Annotated in this window: 18 protein-coding genes; 14 read left to right on the top strand and 4 right to left on the bottom strand. The window is 67.5% G+C overall.

Annotated features, from left to right (window positions below; all coding sequences use genetic code 11):
* Positions 1–265 precede the first annotated feature (265 nt).
* From F7Q96_RS00210 to F7Q96_RS00200, 3 genes are all read left to right on the top strand, one after another.
* On the top strand, positions 266–688 hold the full coding sequence (locus F7Q96_RS00210; protein ID WP_053824690.1) for a VOC family protein: 423 nt from the start codon (positions 266–268) through the stop codon (positions 686–688).
* A 136-nt stretch (positions 689–824) separates the two neighbouring features.
* A complete protein-coding gene (locus F7Q96_RS00205) occupies positions 825–1,109 on the top strand; it encodes a hypothetical protein (RefSeq protein ID WP_053824246.1) in 285 nt (94 codons plus the stop codon).
* Positions 1,110–1,339: 230 nt separating this feature from the next.
* Complete coding sequence (locus F7Q96_RS00200) at positions 1,340–2,191, top strand: EamA family transporter (RefSeq protein WP_053824247.1); 852 nt, start codon at positions 1,340–1,342, stop codon at positions 2,189–2,191.
* 40 nt (positions 2,192–2,231) lie between these two features.
* On the opposite strand, the gene F7Q96_RS00195 is transcribed toward F7Q96_RS00200, so the two are convergent.
* From F7Q96_RS00195 to F7Q96_RS00185, 3 genes are all read right to left on the bottom strand, one after another.
* Positions 2,232–3,329 (bottom strand): NADH:flavin oxidoreductase/NADH oxidase, encoded by a 1,098-nt coding sequence (locus F7Q96_RS00195; RefSeq protein WP_053824248.1) that lies wholly within the window; start codon positions 3,327–3,329, stop codon positions 2,232–2,234.
* Positions 3,330–3,419: 90 nt separating this feature from the next.
* Entirely contained in the window at positions 3,420–4,109 is a 690-nt protein-coding gene (locus F7Q96_RS00190; protein WP_053824249.1) for a type 1 glutamine amidotransferase domain-containing protein, read from the bottom strand.
* A gap of 128 nt (positions 4,110–4,237) precedes the next feature.
* Positions 4,238–4,831, bottom strand: a complete 594-nt coding sequence (locus F7Q96_RS00185; protein ID WP_053824250.1) for a TetR/AcrR family transcriptional regulator — start codon at positions 4,829–4,831, stop codon at positions 4,238–4,240.
* Between the two features lie 247 nt (positions 4,832–5,078).
* Here F7Q96_RS00185 and F7Q96_RS00180 point away from each other — a divergent pair, with 247 nt between their 5' ends.
* From F7Q96_RS00180 to F7Q96_RS00170, 3 genes are all read left to right on the top strand, one after another.
* Positions 5,079–5,534 (top strand): DUF6932 family protein, encoded by a 456-nt coding sequence (locus tag F7Q96_RS00180; RefSeq protein WP_144425977.1) that lies wholly within the window; start codon positions 5,079–5,081, stop codon positions 5,532–5,534.
* Positions 5,531–5,773 (top strand): hypothetical protein, encoded by a 243-nt coding sequence (locus tag F7Q96_RS00175; protein WP_144425978.1) that lies wholly within the window; start codon positions 5,531–5,533, stop codon positions 5,771–5,773. The genes F7Q96_RS00180 and F7Q96_RS00175 overlap by 4 nt, the downstream gene beginning before the upstream one ends.
* A 113-nt stretch (positions 5,774–5,886) precedes the next feature.
* A complete protein-coding gene (locus tag F7Q96_RS00170; RefSeq protein ID WP_053824252.1) occupies positions 5,887–6,546 on the top strand; it encodes a DsbA family oxidoreductase in 660 nt (219 codons plus the stop codon).
* Positions 6,547–6,561: 15 nt separating this feature from the next.
* On the opposite strand, the gene F7Q96_RS00165 is transcribed toward F7Q96_RS00170, so the two are convergent.
* Complete coding sequence (locus tag F7Q96_RS00165) at positions 6,562–7,182, bottom strand: GNAT family N-acetyltransferase (protein ID WP_053824253.1); 621 nt, start codon at positions 7,180–7,182, stop codon at positions 6,562–6,564.
* Positions 7,183–7,243: 61 nt separating this feature from the next.
* Here F7Q96_RS00165 and F7Q96_RS00160 point away from each other — a divergent pair, with 61 nt between their 5' ends.
* From F7Q96_RS00160 to F7Q96_RS00125, 8 genes are all read left to right on the top strand, one after another.
* Positions 7,244–7,810, top strand: coding sequence for a winged helix-turn-helix transcriptional regulator (locus tag F7Q96_RS00160; protein ID WP_053824254.1), 567 nt, complete (start codon positions 7,244–7,246; stop codon positions 7,808–7,810).
* 295 nt (positions 7,811–8,105) lie between these two features.
* Positions 8,106–9,458: an MFS transporter gene (locus tag F7Q96_RS00155; protein ID WP_053824255.1), complete on the top strand. Its 1,353-nt coding sequence runs from the start codon at positions 8,106–8,108 to the stop codon at positions 9,456–9,458.
* Between the two features lie 78 nt (positions 9,459–9,536).
* Complete coding sequence (gene nirB, locus F7Q96_RS00150) at positions 9,537–12,143, top strand: nitrite reductase large subunit NirB (protein ID WP_053824256.1); 2,607 nt, start codon at positions 9,537–9,539, stop codon at positions 12,141–12,143.
* An 86-nt stretch (positions 12,144–12,229) separates the two neighbouring features.
* Entirely contained in the window at positions 12,230–12,583 is a 354-nt protein-coding gene (gene nirD / locus F7Q96_RS00145; protein WP_053824691.1) for a nitrite reductase small subunit NirD, read from the top strand.
* A complete protein-coding gene (locus tag F7Q96_RS00140) occupies positions 12,580–13,809 on the top strand; it encodes an NAD(P)/FAD-dependent oxidoreductase (RefSeq protein WP_144425979.1) in 1,230 nt (409 codons plus the stop codon). Before nirD ends, F7Q96_RS00140 begins: the two co-directional genes overlap by 4 nt.
* A gap of 95 nt (positions 13,810–13,904) precedes the next feature.
* Complete coding sequence (locus F7Q96_RS00135) at positions 13,905–16,685, top strand: molybdopterin-dependent oxidoreductase (protein ID WP_170265950.1); 2,781 nt, start codon at positions 13,905–13,907, stop codon at positions 16,683–16,685.
* 274 nt (positions 16,686–16,959) lie between these two features.
* On the top strand, positions 16,960–17,796 hold the full coding sequence (locus F7Q96_RS00130) for an IclR family transcriptional regulator (protein ID WP_053824258.1): 837 nt from the start codon (positions 16,960–16,962) through the stop codon (positions 17,794–17,796).
* A 105-nt stretch (positions 17,797–17,901) separates the two neighbouring features.
* Entirely contained in the window at positions 17,902–18,954 is a 1,053-nt protein-coding gene (locus tag F7Q96_RS00125) for a cyclase family protein (RefSeq protein ID WP_053824259.1), read from the top strand.
* The last annotated feature ends 91 nt before the right edge of the window (positions 18,955–19,045 follow it).

Here is a 19,045-nt window from a genome sequence, read left to right as displayed (position 1 = left end):
TGCCCGTATCGCCACCGCCAAGCGCTAAAATCGCACGGTCGAAAAAGACAGCGGCGGTATCGGTTAGTCCGCCCGCTCCGGCTCCCGGAGTTCTGTCGGCGCCCGCCGACCCGCGACCTTCGCCCGCGTGCGAGCGGGCTGGGTCGCGCGCGTCCACTTCGTCTGCCGCCTCGATCCCTGCCCGCTTGTTGCGGCGATGCCTTTCGTTCGACGCTGGTCCGGCTGCCGCATCGGCATGCCGTTCCGCCCATTCAGCGAGGCCATCATGAAACAGAGCATCTCCGTCGTTACCCTGCCCGTCGCCGATCTCGACCGCGCCAAGGCGTTCTATTGCGGTGGACTGGGCTGGTCGCCGGTATTCGACAACGGCGATATCGCGTTCTTCCAGTTCAACGGCTTTATCGTCGGCCTGTGGAACAAGAGCTCATTCGAAGCGGAAATCCATGGTCCATCGAGCCCGGGCGCGCGCGGCTCTGCGCTCGGCCACAACGTCGAATCGCCCGAGGAAGTGGACCGGTTGATCGCGCAGGCAGTCGCCAGCGGCGCGGCACTGGTATCGCCGGCGCGCGCCTTGCCGTGGGGCGGCTATTCCGGCTATTTCGCCGATCCGGACGGACATCTCTGGGAAGTCGCCTACAACCCCGCCTGGCCGATCTCGCCCGAGGGCTACGTCACCTTCGCCAGCTGATCGCAGGTGCGAACGGCGTCGCTGTCGGAATCGGCTGACAGCCGATGCGGCCCGACGCCGGTGTCCTGACATCGCCGCGCCCGCCTATGCTGGCCACGTTTGGCCCGCATGGGCCGGCACGCAACCGGGAGAGGCGATGGACTGGATCGACATGCTGCAATGGCCCGCGATGGCCATCACCGTCGCGGCCACCTGGCTGATCGGTTCGCGAGTCGCCACGCGCCGGAAGATCGGCTTCTGGATCTTCCTGCTGAGCAACGCGCTGTGGGTCGTATGGGGCCTGCACACCAGCGCCTACGCCCTGGTGGTGCTGCAGTTCGCGCTGGCCGCGCTCAATCTGCGCGGGATGCGCAAGGCCAGGCAGATCGAACAGAACGGGGAAACGCAACCGGGGCCGGCGCGGAGCGCGGAGGCGCAGTAGCCGTGGCCCCAAGTGAATTGCCCCGGTAGCGGATCAGCGTCGTTCCGCGCAACCAGACTCCACCCATCCCGCGGTGTGCCCCGCACCCCACCTTCCACTACACTTGCGGCTTCCCTATTCCGTGCCGGCATCGTTCCAGCCCTCGGCTCGCCGGCCGAGTTGAACAACAAGAAATCGTGTCCTCCCCATCGTCCCAAGACCGCTCCACCCTGCCCGCCGTGCTTGCCCTGATGGGGTCGATGGCATCGCTGTGCGTCGGCACGTCGTTTGCCAAAAGCCTGTTCGATGCGGTCGGCGCGCAGGGCACTACCGCGCTGCGGGTCGGGTTTTCCGCGCTGATCCTGCTGGTGGCGTGGCGGCCGTGGCGGTGGCCGCTGAAGGGGGCGGATGCGCGCGCCATTGCGCTGTACGGCGCGGCGCTGGGCGCGACCAATCTGATGTTCTATATGTCGCTGCGGACGGTGCCGCTTGGACTGGCGATTGCGATCGAATTTACCGGACCGCTGGCCGTGGCCATCGCCTCGTCGCGGCGGGCGATCGATTTCGTCTGGATCGCCTTCGCGGTGGCGGGACTGCTGTTGCTGCTGCCGCTGCGGGAACACACCGACAATCTCGATCCGGTCGGTATCGGCTACGCGCTCGCGGCCGGGGTCGGCTGGGCGCTCTACATCATCTTCGGCCAACGCGCCGGCAATGCGCACGGGGGCCAGGCGACTTCGCTAGGCTTGCTGATGGCGTCGCTGGTGGTATTCCCGTTCGGCCTGGCCCATGCGGGCACGGCGCTGTTCAGCCCGGCGCTGCTGCTGGCCGGGCTGGCCGTGGGCGTGCTGTCCAGCGCGATTCCGTATTCGCTGGAGATGGTCGCGCTCAAGCGATTGCCGCGGCGGACCTTCGGCATCCTGCTCAGCATGGAGCCGGCGATGGGCGCGTTGGCGGGACTGGTGATGCTGCACGAGCAGCTGAGCGCCACGCAGTGGCTGGCGATCGGCTGCATCATCGTCGCTTCGATTGGCTGCACCGCGACGGCGGGCGCGCGCCGCCCGGCCAAGGCGGACGCGCGCGGCACCGGCACCGCCGCTTGAGCACGCGCGACGCCCCGCCGTGGCGGGGCCTTGGTCACGCTCAGGCGACCTTGTAGCGCTCGAGCCAGTGCGCGTACGGCGCGGGCAGGGTCCACGAAGGGCGGTCCACACCGAGCACCTTGGCCGCGTGGTACGGCCAGTGCGGATCGGCCAGATGGGCACGACCGACCATCACCAGATCCAGCTGCTGCTGGGCGACGACGCGTTCGGCGAGCTGCGGCGTATCGATGCCCCAGGCCGACGCCACCGGCAGGCCGGTCTCGCGCCGCACCCGCTCGGCCACCGGCGCAAGGAATGCCGGCCCCCATGGAATGTTGGCCTCCGGCGTCGAAAAGCCGACGCTGACGCTGAGCATGTCCAGCCCTTCCTGCTTGAGCCGCTGCGTCAGCGCGATCGCTTCGCTCAGCGTTTCCTCGTCGCGGCCGTCGTATTCGATCACCCCAAAACGCGCGGTCAACGGCAGGCGCTCGGGCCAGACCTTGCGCACCGCCGCCAGCGTCTCGACCAGGAAGCGGCCGCGGTTCTCGGCGGAGCCGCCGTACGCGTCATCGCGCTGGTTGGAGTGCGGCGAGAAGAAGCTCTGCGCCAGATAGCCATGCGCGAAATGCAACTCCAGCCATTCGAAGCCGAGGTCGCGTGCCCGTTCGGCCGCTGCGACAAAATCGGCGCGGACACGAGCGATATCGTCGAGCGTCATCGCGCGCGGCACCTTCGGCAGGCCGGCCCCGAAGGCAACGGCCGACGGCGCGATGGTCTGCCAGCCGCGCGGATCCCCCTCGGGAATGTGATCATCGCCTTCCCAGGGCCGGTTGGCGCTGGCCTTGCGTCCCGCATGGCCGATCTGGATGCCGGGCACCGCACCGGCGGCCTTGATCGCGCCCACGACCGGAGCCAGGGCTTCTGCCTGCCTGTCGTTCCACAGGCCGGCGCATCCCGGCGTAATACGGCCTTCCGGCGAAACGGCGGTCGCCTCGGCGATCACCAGACCCGCGCCGCCGCGCGCGATGCCGGCCAGGTGCACCTTGTGCCAGTCGTTGATGACGCCATCCTCGGCGACGTACTGGCACATCGGCGGCACCGCGATCCGGTTGCGCAGCGTGACATCTTTCAGTTTGAACGGTTGGAACAGCGCGGACATCTATCGTTTTCCTTCAGTGAGATCGAAACAGCAGCGGGTAAGGCAAAACAGCAAATTGCCAGATTGGCAAATGGGGAAAAGGCGGCCGGCTCAACGGCCTCGTACCGCCACGGCGTCCAGCAACGCATGCGCGACGGCCTCCGACGAGGCCGGATTCTGGCCGGTGATCAGCAGGCCGTCGGTGACGGCATGCGGCTGCCAGTCGGCGGCCCTCTCGTAGCGGCTGCCATTGGCCTTCAGCACGTCCTCGACCAGGAAGGGCACCACATCGGTCAGGCCGACCGCCGCTTCCTCGGTATTCGAAAAGCCCGTCACCGCCTTGCCGTGGACCAGCGGATTGCCGTCAGGGCCCTTGACATGGCGGAGGACGCCCGGCGCATGGCACACCGCCGCGACCGGCTTGCCGGCGGCGATGGCGCGTTCGATCAGCGTGATCGAATGGCGGTCTTCGGCGAGATCCCACAGCGGGCCGTGGCCGCCCGGGTAAAACACCGCATCGAAATCGTCGATCGACACGTCGGCCAGCTTGCGCGTCGAGGACAGCGCGGCGCGGGCCTCGGCATCGGCCTCGAAACGCCGGGTGGCGTCGGTCTGCGAGGCCGGGTCGCTGCTCTTCGGATCCAGCGGCGGCTGTCCGCCCTGGGGCGATGCCAGCGTGATGTCGACGCCCTGATCACGAAACACGTAGTACGGCGCCGCCAGCTCTTCCAGCCAGAAGCCGGTCTTCTGGCCGGTGTCGCCAAGACGGTCATGCGAAGTCAGTACGATCAGCAGTTTCATGTGCGAATCCTTGTCGGTTCAGTCGGACGAAGACCGGAATTAGACCGGTCGTCTAGTAACGAAGTCAAAAAAAGCGACGCGCCTTCCGCGTCGCCACCGGCGGCTTCTTTTCCGCCGGCCCTGCTTTGCTACGACAGCTTCAACAATTGCCGCGTCGCGGCCATCGCCAGCGCAAACGGCTTGCCGTCCTGCCGGAATTTCCCCAACAGCGTGGCGCCGAGCCATAACTGGTACAGCGTGGTCGCCAGCTCATACGGGTCGTCGATTCCGCGCAGCGAGCCATCGCGCAAACCCGCTTCGATACAGGCCGCCAGCCGCTGCACGATCTGGCCGGTGCCGCGCTCCAGCACGCCGCGCATCGCCTGCGACAGGTCGCACACCTCGGCGCCCAGCTTCACCGCGAGGCATTTGCCCTCCGGATCCTCTGCATTCTGCGCGTTCTGCCACTCGGTCCAGTAGCGCAAAAGCCGCTGGCCATGACTGCCCTCGCCGCGCACCAGCATTTGCTCGAGATGCGCCAGATAGTCGGCGAAATACGATTCGAGCAACGCCTCGCCAAACGCTTCCTTCGAGCCGAAATAGTGATAGAACGACCCCTTCGGCACCCCGGCGGCCTGCAAGATCTCGTTCAGCCCCACCGCCGAAAAACCCTTGCGGAGCATGATCGGCTTGGCCGTGTCGAGAATGTGCTGGCGGACGTCAGCGGTGGTGGAGGGTGGCATGGGATCGAATGATAGCAGAATTAGACCGGTCGTCTAGTAGGGCGATGGACCCGGACAGGGTAAGGACCGGTAGTTCTGCGAATCGGCATTCTTGTTCGTTTTTGTCCCGATGCGCCGCACTGGCTGTATGGATGCACAGTATATTCGTGACCTCCTTTCTGTATGAAAGGGTCGCAAATGGCTCCGTCTGGACAAATCGTGCCCCACTGCGCGAACTGCCAGGCACTCGCTAGTGAGGGAACAAGCCTTGCCCAAGCAGGACTATCCGCCTTTGTGGCCTCCCGGGCGTCACAGGATTACGCTTCCGGACTTTCGCGCCGTCGCGGTGGAACGGTTTCCGCGCGATGGGCGGCGGCGAGAGTTGTACCTTCGTCTGGAAGCCTGGATAAAGAGGCTTCAGTCCCTTGGTGTCAAGGCAACACTCTGGCTCGACGGCTCGTTCGCCACGGAAAAACCCGGCCCGCGCGACATCGATTGCATCCTTTGGAATCCCCGAGTGGAGGGCGAGATGACACAGGCTACAAAAGAACTCCTTGGACCGCTAATCGACAAGGACCACGTAGACAGTGAGTTTGGGCTGGATTTTTTTATGGAGGGACCCTGGAGCGGCGACCGCTTCCAGAGAGAGGCTTACTGGTCTGGCGTGTTTGGTTTTTGCCACGACCGGATTACAGCGAAAGGATTCGTGGAGATCGCATTGTGAGCGCCGAATTTCTTGAACAGCATGTAAAGGCCTTGATTGCGTTTGCCAGGGAAACAGAGGAACAACTAGCGAAGGATCCTCATGACTTCTGGTGTGCTGCAGCGTTAAAAGTACAGTACCAAGCCATCGCCAAAGCTTGGCACGAGCTTGCCGTTGCACGAGCAGCACAGACGCGGCAACCATGCGAATTGCGCTTGATTGCGCCTCCCACGAAGGCCCAGGGTTGGAGCAGCACCTGAATCGCTCCATGCAAGCCGTTCCTGCGGGGTTCGGATATTCGCGCTACCCTGTCGCGCTCGGATTGAAGATTCCGACCGTTGTTCGGATCCACTCCTCTGTCAGGAACCCCCACATGCCCCAGTCCCTGAAAATCGACTTCGTCTCCGACATCGCCTGTCCGTGGTGTGCGGTCGGCCTGTCCTCGCTGCAGTTGGCGCTGTCCCGGCTTGGCGATCAGGTCGATGCCGAGGTGGTGCTGCACCCTTTCGAACTGAACCCGGACATGGGGCCCGGCGGTGAGGCCATCGTCGATTATCTCGGCAAGAAATATGGCCGCACGCCGGCGCAGATTGCGGAGACGCAGGCAATGATCCGGGAGCGCGGCGCCGACGTCGGCTTCTCGTTCGGTCCGCGCGAGCGCGTCTACAACACGTTCGACGCGCATCGCCTGCTGCATTGGGCCCGCCTGGAAGGCAGGCAATTACCGCTGAAGCTGGCGCTGCTGCGGGCCTATCACGGCGAGGGCAAGGATCCGAGCGACCATGGCGTGCTGGCCGAGGCGGCGCAATCCGCGGGCCTCGATGGTGCCGCGGCGCGCCGCGTGCTCGAGAACGGCGACTATGCCGACGAGGTCCGCGCCGAGGAGCGGGAATACCAGTCGATGGGCATCCAGTCGGTGCCGTCGATCATTTTCAACGATCGCTACCTGGTCACCGGCGGCCAGCCGGCGGAAGCGTTCGAACAGGCGATCCGGCAGATCCTCGCCGAAAGCGCCGAAGGCGCTGAACGCTGAACGCGCCGCCGCGGCTCAGCGCATCGCAAACCAATCCTCCGGCAGCCACTCGGTGGCCTGCCGGGCCGGGGAGCTCAGTGTCAGCGTGGCCTCGTGCAGCAACGCATCGCCCGGATGCAGCCGCACCGAGAAGCCGTACTCGCGCAGGATCGCCAGCATGCGGCGGTTCTCGCTCAATACCTCGCCACGCAAGACACGCAGACGTTGCGTGCGGGCGCCCTGCACCAGCGCCCGCACCAATCGGCGGCCGATACCGCGCCCCTGCCAGCGGTCGGTGACGACCAGGGCCAGTTCGCCGACGCCCCCTTCCCCCACCGCGTATTCCCCATTGGCGACGATGATTTCCTCGCCATCGCCATCGCCGCGGACGGTCAGCACAAGCGCGGAACGGCTGCGGACGAACTGCCCGACCAGATCGTCGGACACCAGCCCACCGGTCAGGAAACGGAAGTAGCGGCTCTCGCGCGACAGTCCGTCGACAAAGGCCCGCTGGCGGACAAAGTCGTCGAGACGCACGGCCCGCGCCGTCAACCTCTGTCCACCGTTGAGGGTCCAGGTCTGCGGAAAGTCGCCGAAGGCCAGGGGCTTGGCAAACAGGAAGGGAGCGATCTCGGCGGCACGCAAGACGGCGGGCATGGCTGGCATCCTGACTTCATTTATCGTAGCCAGAGTATAGGCGAGATCCTGACTTTTGCAAATGAAGTCAGCCTGCTATGCTGCGATCATGGAACCGACCTCCGAAGACCTCCGTCATTGTTCGATCGCCGGCACGCTCGCCCTGATCGGCGAGAAATGGTCGATGCTGATCCTTCGCGACGTGCTGAGCGGCGTCAGCCGCTTTGACGACTTCCTGTCCCGGCTCCAATGCTCCCCGGCCGTGCTGTCCGCCCGGCTCAAGACGCTGACCGAGGCGGGCCTGCTGCGTCGGGTCAGCTACCGTGAGCCGGGCGCGCGCGAGCGCTTCGCTTACCGGCCCACGCGGGCCGCCGTCGAGCTGCTGCCCGTGCTGATCGGGTTGATGCAGTGGGGCGATCGCCATCTGCGGGACGGCTGCGGCCTGGTGGAGGTTCGCTCGGCCACCAGCGGGCTGAAGGTCCACGCCGCATTGATCGACGAAGCCGGCAATGAAGTGCCCCTGAACGACTTGAAGACCGTGCGCTCGCGTCATGCGATGCCGGCCCGGGCAGACCACTCGGACGCGTCGCCCTCCGCCGCTCAAGCGGACGCCACACCCGACGCGCCGGATCTCGCCAGCGCCGGCTGACCCCGCGCACCGCCGCCGCGCATTGCGGCGCACCATCGTCGTGCCGCCCCGCCCCAACAGCGCGCATCGCGTGACCTTCGCCGCGCTGCGGCAGCGCTGTATCCGCATCGAACAGCACAAAACGCGCTGGCATGCCGCTTGCTGAATTGTGACGCGAGCGGACCAACGGCGGCCCGCTCCAGACACACAGCGCGCCGGCGGTCTTCACCGCCGGCGTCAGGACAACGGCGTCCCCTGAATCGATCGCATTGACCGCATCGGCTCTCGGGACGCCTTTTGTTTTCTTGGAGCCAGCATGGCAGCGACCCTCAGCCCGGATGCAAGCCTGAATTCCAGCGCGCAAAGCAAAGCGACCCGCATCGCGCTGTTCTCCTTCCGCACGCCGCAGATGCGGGCCTTCCATATGACGTGGATGGCGTTCTTCGTCTGCTTCTTCGCCTGGTTCGCCTGCGCACCGCTGATGCCGATGCTGCGCGGCGAATTCGGCCTGACGCCCGATCAGGTCGCGAACATCAATATCGCGGCCGTCGCCGTGACGATCCTGGTGCGATTGATCATCGGCCCGCTGTGCGACCGGTACGGACCGCGCAAGGCATATACCGGTCTGCTGGTGCTCGGCTCGATTCCGGTACTGGGCGTGGCGATGGCGCAGACCTACGAGGCCTTCCTGTTCTTCCGGCTGCTGATCGGCGCGATCGGCGCGAGCTTCGTGATCACGCAGTACCACACCTCGGTGATGTTCGCGCCCAACGTGGTCGGCACCGCCAATGCCGCGTCTGCCGGCTGGGGCAATGCCGGCGGCGGCGCCGCGCAGGGCCTGATGCCGCTGCTGCTGGCCGGCGTGCTGATGCTGGGCGTCAGCGAGACGATGGGCTGGCGCGTGGCGCTGCTGGTGCCGGGCATTGCCATGCTGCTGATGGCCGCGCTGTACTGGCGCTTCACGCAGGACTGCCCGCAGGGCAACTACGCCGAGCTGCGCGCGCAGGGCATCGCCATCGACGGCGGCAAGAAGGGCGGCTGGGCCAGCTTCGTCGCCGCCAGCGCGAACTATCGTGTGTGGCTGCTGTTCGTGACCTACGGCGCCTGCTTCGGCGTCGAGATCTTCATCCACAACGTCGCGGCAATGTACTTCGTCGACCGCTTCGAGCTGTCGCTGAAGGCCGCGGGACTGGCCGCCGCCAGCTTCGGCCTGCTGGCGCTGTTCGCCCGCGCGCTGGGCGGCTGGGCCTCGGACAGGGTCGCGCGCACGCACGGCCTGAGCGCCCGCACCACGCTGCTGTTCGTTCTGATGCTCGGCGAGGGCCTGGGCCTGCTGTGGTTCTCGCAATCGAGTTCGGTCGTGCTGGCGGTGATCGCGATGCTGGCCTTCGGCCTGTTCACTCACATGGCCTGCGGCGCGACCTATGCGCTGGTGCCGTTCATCGACCGCAAGGCGCTGGGCGGCGTGTCCGGAATCATCGGCGCGGGCGGCAACGTCGGCGCGGTCGCCGCCGGCCTGCTGATGAAGGGGCTGGGCAGCCTGCAGCAGACCCTGATGGTGCTCGGCGTGCTGGTCGTGCTGTCGGCGCTGTGCGCGGTGGCGGTGCGCTTCTCGGCCGAGCACAAGGCCCGCGAGCAGGCACTGCTCGAAAACGCGCTCGCCAGCTAGCCGATACCGCCCGCCCTACTCCCGACAACAACGCACCACGAGAAGCCCACGCAGGCGCCCACGAACAAGGAACGCATCATGAAGCTCGTCATCATCGGCCACGGCATGGTCGGCCACAAACTGCTCGAATGCCTGGCGCAGGCGCGCGACGAAGGCGGCGCCAACCTGCAGGTCACCGTGCTGTGCGAGGAACCGCGCCCGGCCTATGACCGCGTTCACCTGTCCGAATTCTTCGCGGGCAAGAGCGCCGACGACCTGTCGCTGGTCGAGCCGGGCTTTTTCGACGAGACCGGTTTCGCGCTGCGGCTGAACGCGCGCGCCACCGCGATCGACCGCGCCGCGCGCACGGTTACCGTGTCGACCGGCGAGACGCTGCACTACGACAAGCTGGTGCTGGCGACCGGTTCCTACCCGTTCGTGCCGCCGGTGCCGGGCCGCGATCGCGCCGACTGCTTCGTCTACCGCACCATCGAAGATCTGGAAGCGATGCGCGAATGCGGCGCGCGCTCGCGCACCGGCGTGGTGGTCGGCGGCGGCCTGCTGGGCCTGGAATGTGCCAAGGCGCTGCGCGACATGGGCCTGCAGGCCCATGTGGTCGAATTCGCGCCGCGGCTGATGGCGGTGCAGGTCGACGATGCCGGCGGCCAGATGCTGCGGCGGAAGATCGCGGCGCTGGGCGTCACCGCGCATACCGGCAAGAACACCGTCGAGATCGTCGACGGCGAGGACGGCACGCACCGGATGCGCTTTGCCGACGGCACGCACCTGGACACCGACATGATCGTGTTCTCGGCCGGCATCCGCCCGCGCGACGAACTGGCGCGCGCCGCTGGCCTGGCGATCGGCGAGCGCGGCGGCATCGTGATCGACGACCAGTGCCGTACCTCGGACCCGGACATCTTCGCGATCGGCGAATGCGCGCTGTGGCAGGGCAAGATCTTCGGCCTGGTCGCGCCCGGGTACGACATGGCACGCGTGACCGCGAGCCAGTTGCTCGGCGACGAGGCCGCCTTCACCGGCGCCGACATGAGCACCAAGCTCAAGCTGATGGGCGTGGACGTGGCGAGCCTCGGCGACCCGCACGGCCACACTCCCGGCGCGCGCGTCTACCAGTTCGCCGACGAGCGCAAGGAGGTCTACAAGAAGCTGGTGGTGTCCGAGTGCGGCACCTATCTGCTCGGCGGCGTGCTGGTCGGCGACGCGGCAGAATACGGCACGCTGCTGCAGATGATGCTGAACCGGATGCCGCTGCCGGAATCCCCGGAATTCCTGATCCTGCCGTCCTCCGACGGCAAGGCGAGGCCCGGCCTCGGCGTCGATGCGCTGCCCGACGGCGCGCAGATCTGTTCCTGCAACAACGTCTCGAAGGCCCAGATCTGCGCCGCGGTCGGCGGCGGCGCCACCAGCATCGGCGCGCTGAAGTCCTGCACCAAGGCCGGCACTGCCTGCGGCGGATGCGTGCCGCTGGTCACGCAGCTGATGAAGGCCGAGATGAAGAAGCAGGGCCTGGCGGTCAACAACCACCTGTGCGAGCACTTCGCCTACTCGCGCCAGGAGCTGTACCACCTGGTCCGAGTCGGCGGCTTCCGTACCTTCGACGCGCTGCTGGCCGCGCATGGCAAGGGCCACGGCTGCGATATCTGCAAGCCGACCGTCGCCAGCATCCTGGCCTCGTGCTGGAACGAGTTCGTGCTCAAGCCCGAGCACGCCAGCCTGCAGGATTCGAACGACTACTTCCTGGCCAATATCCAGAAGGACGGCACCTATTCGGTGGTGCCGCGCATGCCCGGCGGCGAGGTCACGCCCGACGGGCTGATCGCGGTGGGCCGGGTGGCGAAGAAATACGGCCTCTACACCAAGATCACCGGCGGCCAGCGCGTGGACCTGTTCGGCGCGCGGGTCGAACAGCTGCCGCTGATCTGGGAAGAGCTGATCGCCGCCGGCTTCGAATCGGGCCACGCCTACGGCAAGTCGCTGCGCACGGTGAAGTCCTGCGTCGGCTCGACCTGGTGCCGCTATGGCGTCGGCGATTCGGTCGGCCTGGCGATCGAGCTGGAGAACCGCTACAAGGGTCTGCGCGCGCCGCACAAGATCAAGTTCGGCGTGTCGGGCTGCACGCGCGAATGCGCGGAGGCCCAGGGCAAGGACATCGGCGTGATCGCCACCGACAAGGGCTGGAACCTGTATGTCTGCGGCAATGGCGGCATGAAGCCGCGCCATGCCGAGCTGCTGGCCAGCGATCTGGATCGCGACACGCTGGTCCGCTACATCGACCGCGTGCTGATGTTCTACGTGCGCACCGCCGACCGCCTGCAGCGCACCAGCGTCTGGCGCGACAACCTCGAAGGCGGCCTCGACTACCTGAAGGCCGTGGTCATCGACGACAGCCTCGGCATCGCGGCCGAACTCGAGGCCCAGATGCAGCTGGTGGTCGATACCTATCAATGCGAATGGAAGAAGGCCGTCACCGATCCGCAGACGCGCCAGCGCTTCCACCATTTCGTCAACAGCGAGCGAGGGGACGAGCATGTCGTGTTCGTGCAGGAGCGCGGCCAGATCCGGCCGGCCACACCGGAGGAACGGAACTTGCAACGCGTGGCCGGCGGCGGCGTGCCGGCGCAGCGCCCTGTGGCGGTGCCGCTGGTCCGCATGGATCGGGTCGCCGAGGCGGACCCGGTAGCGTAACCGGACCATTCGCCATCCGAACGATATCAGCCGCCACTTCAGCCGCCACTTCAGCCGCCATGCCCTACGCAGCCGAGGAAATCATCATGAGCCAGCTTGCCACGCACGCTTCATCCGAACAGTGGACCGCGGTCTGCGCGCTGCGCGACATCGTGCCGAACACCGGCGTCTGCGCGCTGGTCGGGCATCGTCAGATCGCGGTGTTCCGCGTCGGCCCGGACAACCAGGTCTTCGCGATCGACAACTACGATCCGAACGCCGATGCGGCGGTGCTCTCGCGCGGTCTGGTGGGCAACCTCGGCGACCGGCTCGTGGTTGCCTCGCCGATCTACAAGCAGCATTTCGACCTGCGCACCGGGGAATGCCTGGAGGCGCCGGAGCATTCGGTGCCGGCCTATCCGGCGCGCGTCTACGACGGCAAGGTATGGGTGGCGGCATGAACCGCACCGGCAAGCCCCGCCTGGTGGTGGTCGGCAACGGCATGGCCGGCATGCGCACCGTCGAAGAGCTGCTCGCGCTCGCGCCCGACCTGTACGACATCACCGTATTCGGCGCCGAGCCGCATGGCAACTACAACCGCATCCTGCTGTCGCCGGTGCTGGCCGGGGAGAAGACGGTCGACGACATCATGCTGCATCCGCGCGAGTGGTATGCGCGCCATGGCATCACGCTGCTGGCCGGCGATCCGGTGGTGGCAATCGATCGCGCGCGCCGCCTGGTACGTTCGCAGTCCGGCAAGGAGGTCCGCTACGACCGGCTGCTGCTGGCCACGGGCTCGCGGCCCTTCATCGTCCCGGTCCCCGGACACGAACTCGGCGGCGTGATCGCGTTCCGCGACATCCAGGATGTCGAAACGATGCTGGCCGCGGCGCGCGCGCATCGCCATGCCGTGGTGATCGGCGGCGGGCTGCTCGGGCTGGAGGCCGCCAACGGCCTGTTGCGCCGGGGCATGGACGTCACCGTGCTGCATCTGGGCGACGCGCTGATGGATCGCCAGCTGGACGCCAACGCCGCCGCCCTGCTCAAGCGCACGCTGGAACGGCGCGGCCTGCGTATCCTGCTCGGGGCCAATACCAGCGAGATTCTCGGCGAGAAGCGGGTTACCGGCGTGCGCCTGGCAGACGGCACGCAGATCCCGGCCGATCTCGTCGTGATGGCCGCCGGCGTGCGCCCGAACGCCGAACTCGCCCGCGCCGCCGGCCTGCATTGCGAGCGCGCGATCGTCGTCGACGACACGCTGCAGACCTACGATCCTCGCATCTATGCCGTCGGCGAATGCGTGCAGCACCGCCAGGCCACCTTCGGACTGGTCGCACCGATCTGGGATCAGGCGCGCGTCTGCGCGGCGCATCTGGCCGGCGCCGGGCACCGGCGCTATGTCCAGCAGGCCACCGCCACGCGGCTGAAGGTCAGCGGCGTCGAGCTGTACTCGGCCGGCGATATCGTCGGCGGCGAGGACAGCGAGGACCTGGTGCTGCGTGATCCGCGCCGCGGCGTCTACAAGCGCCTGGTGCTGCAACAGGGCCGCCTGGCCGGCGCGGTGCTGTATGGCGACGTGCAGGACGGTCCGTGGTATTTCGAGCTGATTCAGAACGGTACGCCGATCGGCGCGATGCGCAACCGGCTGCTGTTCGGCAAGGCGCAATGCGATGCGGTGGCCGCGTGACGACATGGTGGGCGATACCGTCGTCGTCCCCGCGTGCGCGGGGACGAATGTGACATCACGGCGCCAACATGGAATCCAGTAGCAAGGGGCAAGGTGTGAAACTCTCCGATATTCCAGTCGCCATCGCGGCAGACGCCGCGGCGCGTGCCACGCCGGTGACGAGCGTGCAGACGACCTGCCCCTACTGCGGCGTGGGCTGCGGCGTTCGCGCGCAGCGGCACGCCGACGGCACCGTCGAGGTCGCCGGCGATCCGTCGCATCCCGCCAATGCGGGACGGCTGTGCGTCAAGGGTTCGGCACTGGCCGAAACCGTCGGCCTGAACGACCGCCTGCTGCATCCGCAATTGCGCGCGGCCGACGGCACGCTGCGGCAGGCGTCATGGGACGAGGCGCTCGACCGTGCAGCCTCGGGCCTGCGCGACATCATCGCGCGCCATGGCCCCGAATCTGTCGCCCTCTATGTTTCCGGGCAACTGCTGACCGAGGATTACTACGTCGCCAACAAGCTGATGAAGGGCTTCATCGGCACGGCCAATATCGACACCAACTCGCGGCTGTGCATGTCGTCGGCCGTGGCCGGCCACAAGCGCGCGTTCGGCGAGGACATCGTGCCCGGCTGCTACGAGGATCTCGATCTGGCCGATCTGGTCGTGCTGGTCGGCTCGAACACCGCGTGGTGCCACCCGATCCTGTTCCAGCGGCTGGCCAGGGCCAAGGCCGAACGCCCGCAGATGAAGCTGGTCGTGATCGATCCGCGCCGCACCGCCACCTGCGATCTGGCCGACCTGCACCTGCCGGTAAAACCGGGCACCGACGTCTGGCTGTTCAACGGCCTGCTGCATCATCTGCATCGCCAAGGCGCCATCGATGCGCAGTTCGTGCAGGCGCATACCGATGGTGACGACGCGCTGGCGGCCGCATTGCAGGCCGCCGCGGGCGAGGCCGATCTGGCTGCCGTCGCCCGTGCCTGCAAGATCGATCCGGCCGATCTGCTGACCTTCTATCAGTGGTTTGCCGGCACGCCGCGCGTGGTCACCGCGTACTCGCAGGGCGTCAACCAATCGTCGGCGGGCACCGACAAGGTCAACAGCATCATCAATTGCCACCTGTTGACCGGCCGCATCGGCAAGCCGGGCATGGGCCCGTTCTCGCTGACCGGCCAGCCGAACGCGATGGGCGGGCGCGAGGTCGGCGGCCTGGCCAACATGCTCGCCGCCCATCTGGAGCTGACCGAGCCGCGCCATCGCGAGCTGGTGCAGACCTTCTGGGACGCACCGGCCATCGCCGATCGTCCCGGCCTGAAGGCCGTCGAACTGTTCGAGGCGATCGAGCAAGGCCGCATCAAGGCGGTGTGGGTGATGGCCACCAATCCGGTGGTCAGCCTGCCCGACGCCGACCAGGCCCGCCGCGCGCTGCAGCGCTGCGAACTGGTGATCGCGTCGGATATCGTCACCCGCACCGATACCAACGACAGCGCGCATATCCTGCTGCCGGCGCTGGGTTGGGGCGAAAAGGACGGCACGGTGACCAATTCGGAGCGGCGCATCTCGCGCCAGCGCGCCTTCCTGCCCGCACCGGGCGAGGCCCGGGCCGACTGGTGGATCGTCTGCCAGGTGGCGCGCCGCATGGGCTTTGCCGGCTTCGACTATGGTTCGCCGCGCGAGATCTTCGACGAGCATGCGCGGCTGTCGGCGTACCGAAATCAGGGCGGCAGCGCAGGCACGGTCCCGCGCGCCTTCGACATCGGCGGCCTCGCCGGCCTCGACGCGCAGGGCTACGACGCGCTGCAACCGGTGCAATGGCCGGTGCGGGCGGAAGGCGCCGGCACGGCACGCCTGTTCGCAGACGGCGGCTTCTCGCATCCGGATCGGCGCGCGCGCTTTGTCGCCACCGCGCCGCGCAAACCGGTGCACGCGACCGACGAGGACTATCCGCTGATCCTGAACACCGGCCGCGTGCGCGACCAGTGGCACACGATGACCCGCACCGGCAAGTCGGCGCGCCTGGCCGAACACCTGCCCGAACCCTTCGTCGACATGCACCCGCAGGATGCACTGCTGTGCGGCGTCGGCGAGGGCCGCCTCGCGCGGGTGTCGACGCGCTGGGGTGCGATGGTGGTGCGCGTGCGCCATGGCGGCGGCATTCCGCGCGGCAGCGTGTTCGTGCCGATTCACTGGAATGGGCGGTTCAGTTCCGATGCGCGCGTCGGCGCGCTGGTCAATCCGGTGGTCGATCCGGTGTCCGGTGAGCCCGAGTTCAAGCACACCCCGGTCCGTATCGATCCTTTCCCGGTCTCGTGGCACGGCTTCGCGCTGGCGCGCGACACGCTGGACTGCGGTGCGCTGACCTGGTGGACGCGCGTGACGGGCCGGCAATTCCAGCGCTACGAATTCGCCGGCCGCGAGTCGGTGGCCGATCGCGCCGCCTGGGCGCGCCAACTGCTCGGCGCGGCCGACCCGGAAGCGGACTGGATCGAATACGAGGACCGCTCCGCCGGCATCTACCATGCCGCCCTGGTGGTCGACGACCGGCTCCAGGCCTGCGTCTATGTCTCGACGCGGCCCGACGTGCTGCCGGCACGGGCCTGGCTCGGCAGCCTGTTCGCCAAGGACCTGCTGGATGACGAGGACCGCATCGGCCTGCTGATCGGCCAGGCGGCCCAACCCGGCGCCGATGCCGGCCCGACGGTCTGCTCCTGCTTCGGCGTCGGGCGCAATACCATCTGCGACGCGATCCGCCAGCACGGCCTGCGCAGCGCGGCCGAGATCACCGCCTGCGTCAAGGCCGGCGGCAATTGCGGTTCGTGCGTGCCCGAACTGAACGCGCTGCTGGCCGCGGCGAAGGTCGATCGGGATGAGCCGGTGTTTTCGGGATAGGTGTTGCCGTCGAGCCCGCGGCCCGTTGTTGCGCCTGATGATTCCAGCCAGCTTTCTTCGGATCCGGAATTCCGGACATTTCTCCGCCTCTGCCGGCGAATGTCCGGTAAAGCAAACACGGCCGACACATCGGCCGAGCGTCGTTGCGAGTCCGCCAATCGAGTTTCACGCGGCGAAACTTTGATGCGTCGCAAAATGACGCAGCCCTGTGGTCGCCCTATAACGGCATCTGCGGTTTCATTCCGCAAAATGACCAGAACAGGGAGACGGCCGGATGACGACGCAGGGATCGTCGCTGCGCAAGGCTTGCCAGCTGCTACGGGCGCTGTCGGATCCGCGTAATACGCGGCTGACCGACCTGGCGCAGGCATCGGGCGTCGACAAGGCGTCGGCGCTGCGGTTGCTCGACACGCTGGCGGCCGAAGGGCTGGTTTCGCGCGACCCCGCTACCAAGGCCTTCAGTCCCGGCCCCGAATGGCTGGTGTTGCGCGCGGCCGCGCTGCGGCGCCTCGACATGCGGCCCCTGGCCCGTCCGGCGCTGATCCGCCTCGCCTGCGCGTTCGAGGACACCGCGATCCTGTCGGTGCCGAGCGGCTGGGAATCGGTCTGCACCGAGCTGCGCTTCGGCAATTTTCCAATCCGCGCCAACTATCTCGATATCGGCAGCCGCCGCCCGCTCGGCGTGGGCGCCGGCAGCCTGGCCTTGCTGGCCGCCCTTCCCGACGACGAAATCGAGGCGGTACTGCGCTGCGTGGCGCCGGCACTGAAGCGTTATCCGCGGCTGAGCACGGCGGCGCTGCTGCGCCATGTCGAGGCGACGCGCGAGCGCGGCTACGCGGTGCTGCTCGATGTGGTGGTCGAGCGCATGGGCGGCATCGCGATCGCGTTGCCGGGGCCCGACGGCTATCCGCTCGGGGCACTGAGCATCGCCGCGCTGAACGAGCGCATCACCGAACGGGAGGCCGCGATGGCCAAGGCGCTGCGGCGCGAGGCCGACGGCATCGTCGCCCATCTGGGCGCCATCGAGGCGCCGCAGCCCGACCGCTGGCCGCACCGTGGCGCCGCCGCGCGCACGACGGCTGCCGCGCTGTCGCCAGCCGATACGCCGTAATCGAATCCGCCCCGCCATGCCGGCGGGCTGCCGCCGCAAACGCCGGCCACGCAAAGGACATCCCGAACAACAACAAGGAGGACCACCGACATGGAGACATCAGGCATGCGCTGGAAACAACGTCCCGACGGTTCGACCTGGGGCGACTTCGGCCCCGACGACCAGATCGGGCGGCTCAATCTGATCGGCGCCGAGCAGGTACGCAAGGCTGCGCAGGAGGTCCAGGCGGGCCTGAGCTTCTGCCTGTCGCTGCCGCTGGACTATCCCGGCGGCAACAAGCTCAATCCGCGCCGCCATCCGCCGGTGCTGCGTCCCACCTTCCGCGACGACCTGCCCTACGTCAATTTCCCGCTCGCCAAGGTCGACCCCAAGGCCACCGACGTGATCAGCGACGACCAGGTGCTGCTGTCGCTGCAGTACTCGACGCAATGGGATTCGCTGGCCCACGTCGGCGCGCTGTTCGATGCCGACGGCGACGGCCGCCCCGAGCGGGTCTACTACAACGGCTATCGCGCCAACGAACATATTGTCGGACCGGTCGACTATGCCGACGACGATCACTTCGCCGCCCACGGCTGCAATCACGAACACAGCGAGGCGCGCGCGCTCGGCATCGAGAACTTCGCCGTCAAGGGCATGCAGGGCCGCGGCGTGCTGGTCGATCTGGCGCACTGCTATGGCACCGACTTCCGCGATATCGGCTACGACGAGCTGATGCGCGCGATGGAAGCGGACCGCGTCGAGGTCGAGCGCGGCGACATGCTGCTGCTGCGCACCGGCTTCGCCGAGGTGGTGCTGTCGATGCGGCGCGAGCCCGACGAGAACGTGCTTCACCATAGCTGCAGCGCGCTGAACGGACGCGACGACAAGCTGCTGCAGTGGATCACCGATGCCGGCATCGCCGCACTGATCGCCGACAACTACGCGGTCGAGCGCTATCCGGCGCAGCCCGCCAGCGGTCCGGGTCCGCATCCGCTGCTGCCGCTGCACCACCACTGCCTGTTCAAGCTTGGCCTGCCGCTGGGCGAGCTCTGGTATCTGCGCGAACTGGCGCAATGGCTGCGCGAGCACGGCCGCACCCGCTTCATGCTGACGGCGCCGCCGCTACGCCTGCCCGGGGCGGTCGGTTCGCCCACCACACCGATCGCCACCGTCTGAGCGGCGACACCAACGATCCGGAGGAGACACACGATATGAAGCCGTTTTCCGCACGCCGGCGCATTGCCGGCCCTGTTTCGCGCGCATTTGC

The organism is Cupriavidus gilardii (assembly GCF_008801915.1).
Classification (GTDB): domain Bacteria; phylum Pseudomonadota; class Gammaproteobacteria; order Burkholderiales; family Burkholderiaceae; genus Cupriavidus; species Cupriavidus gilardii.
Note: the sequence above shows the minus strand (reverse complement) of the source record. Positions and strands in the feature narration are given on the sequence as shown.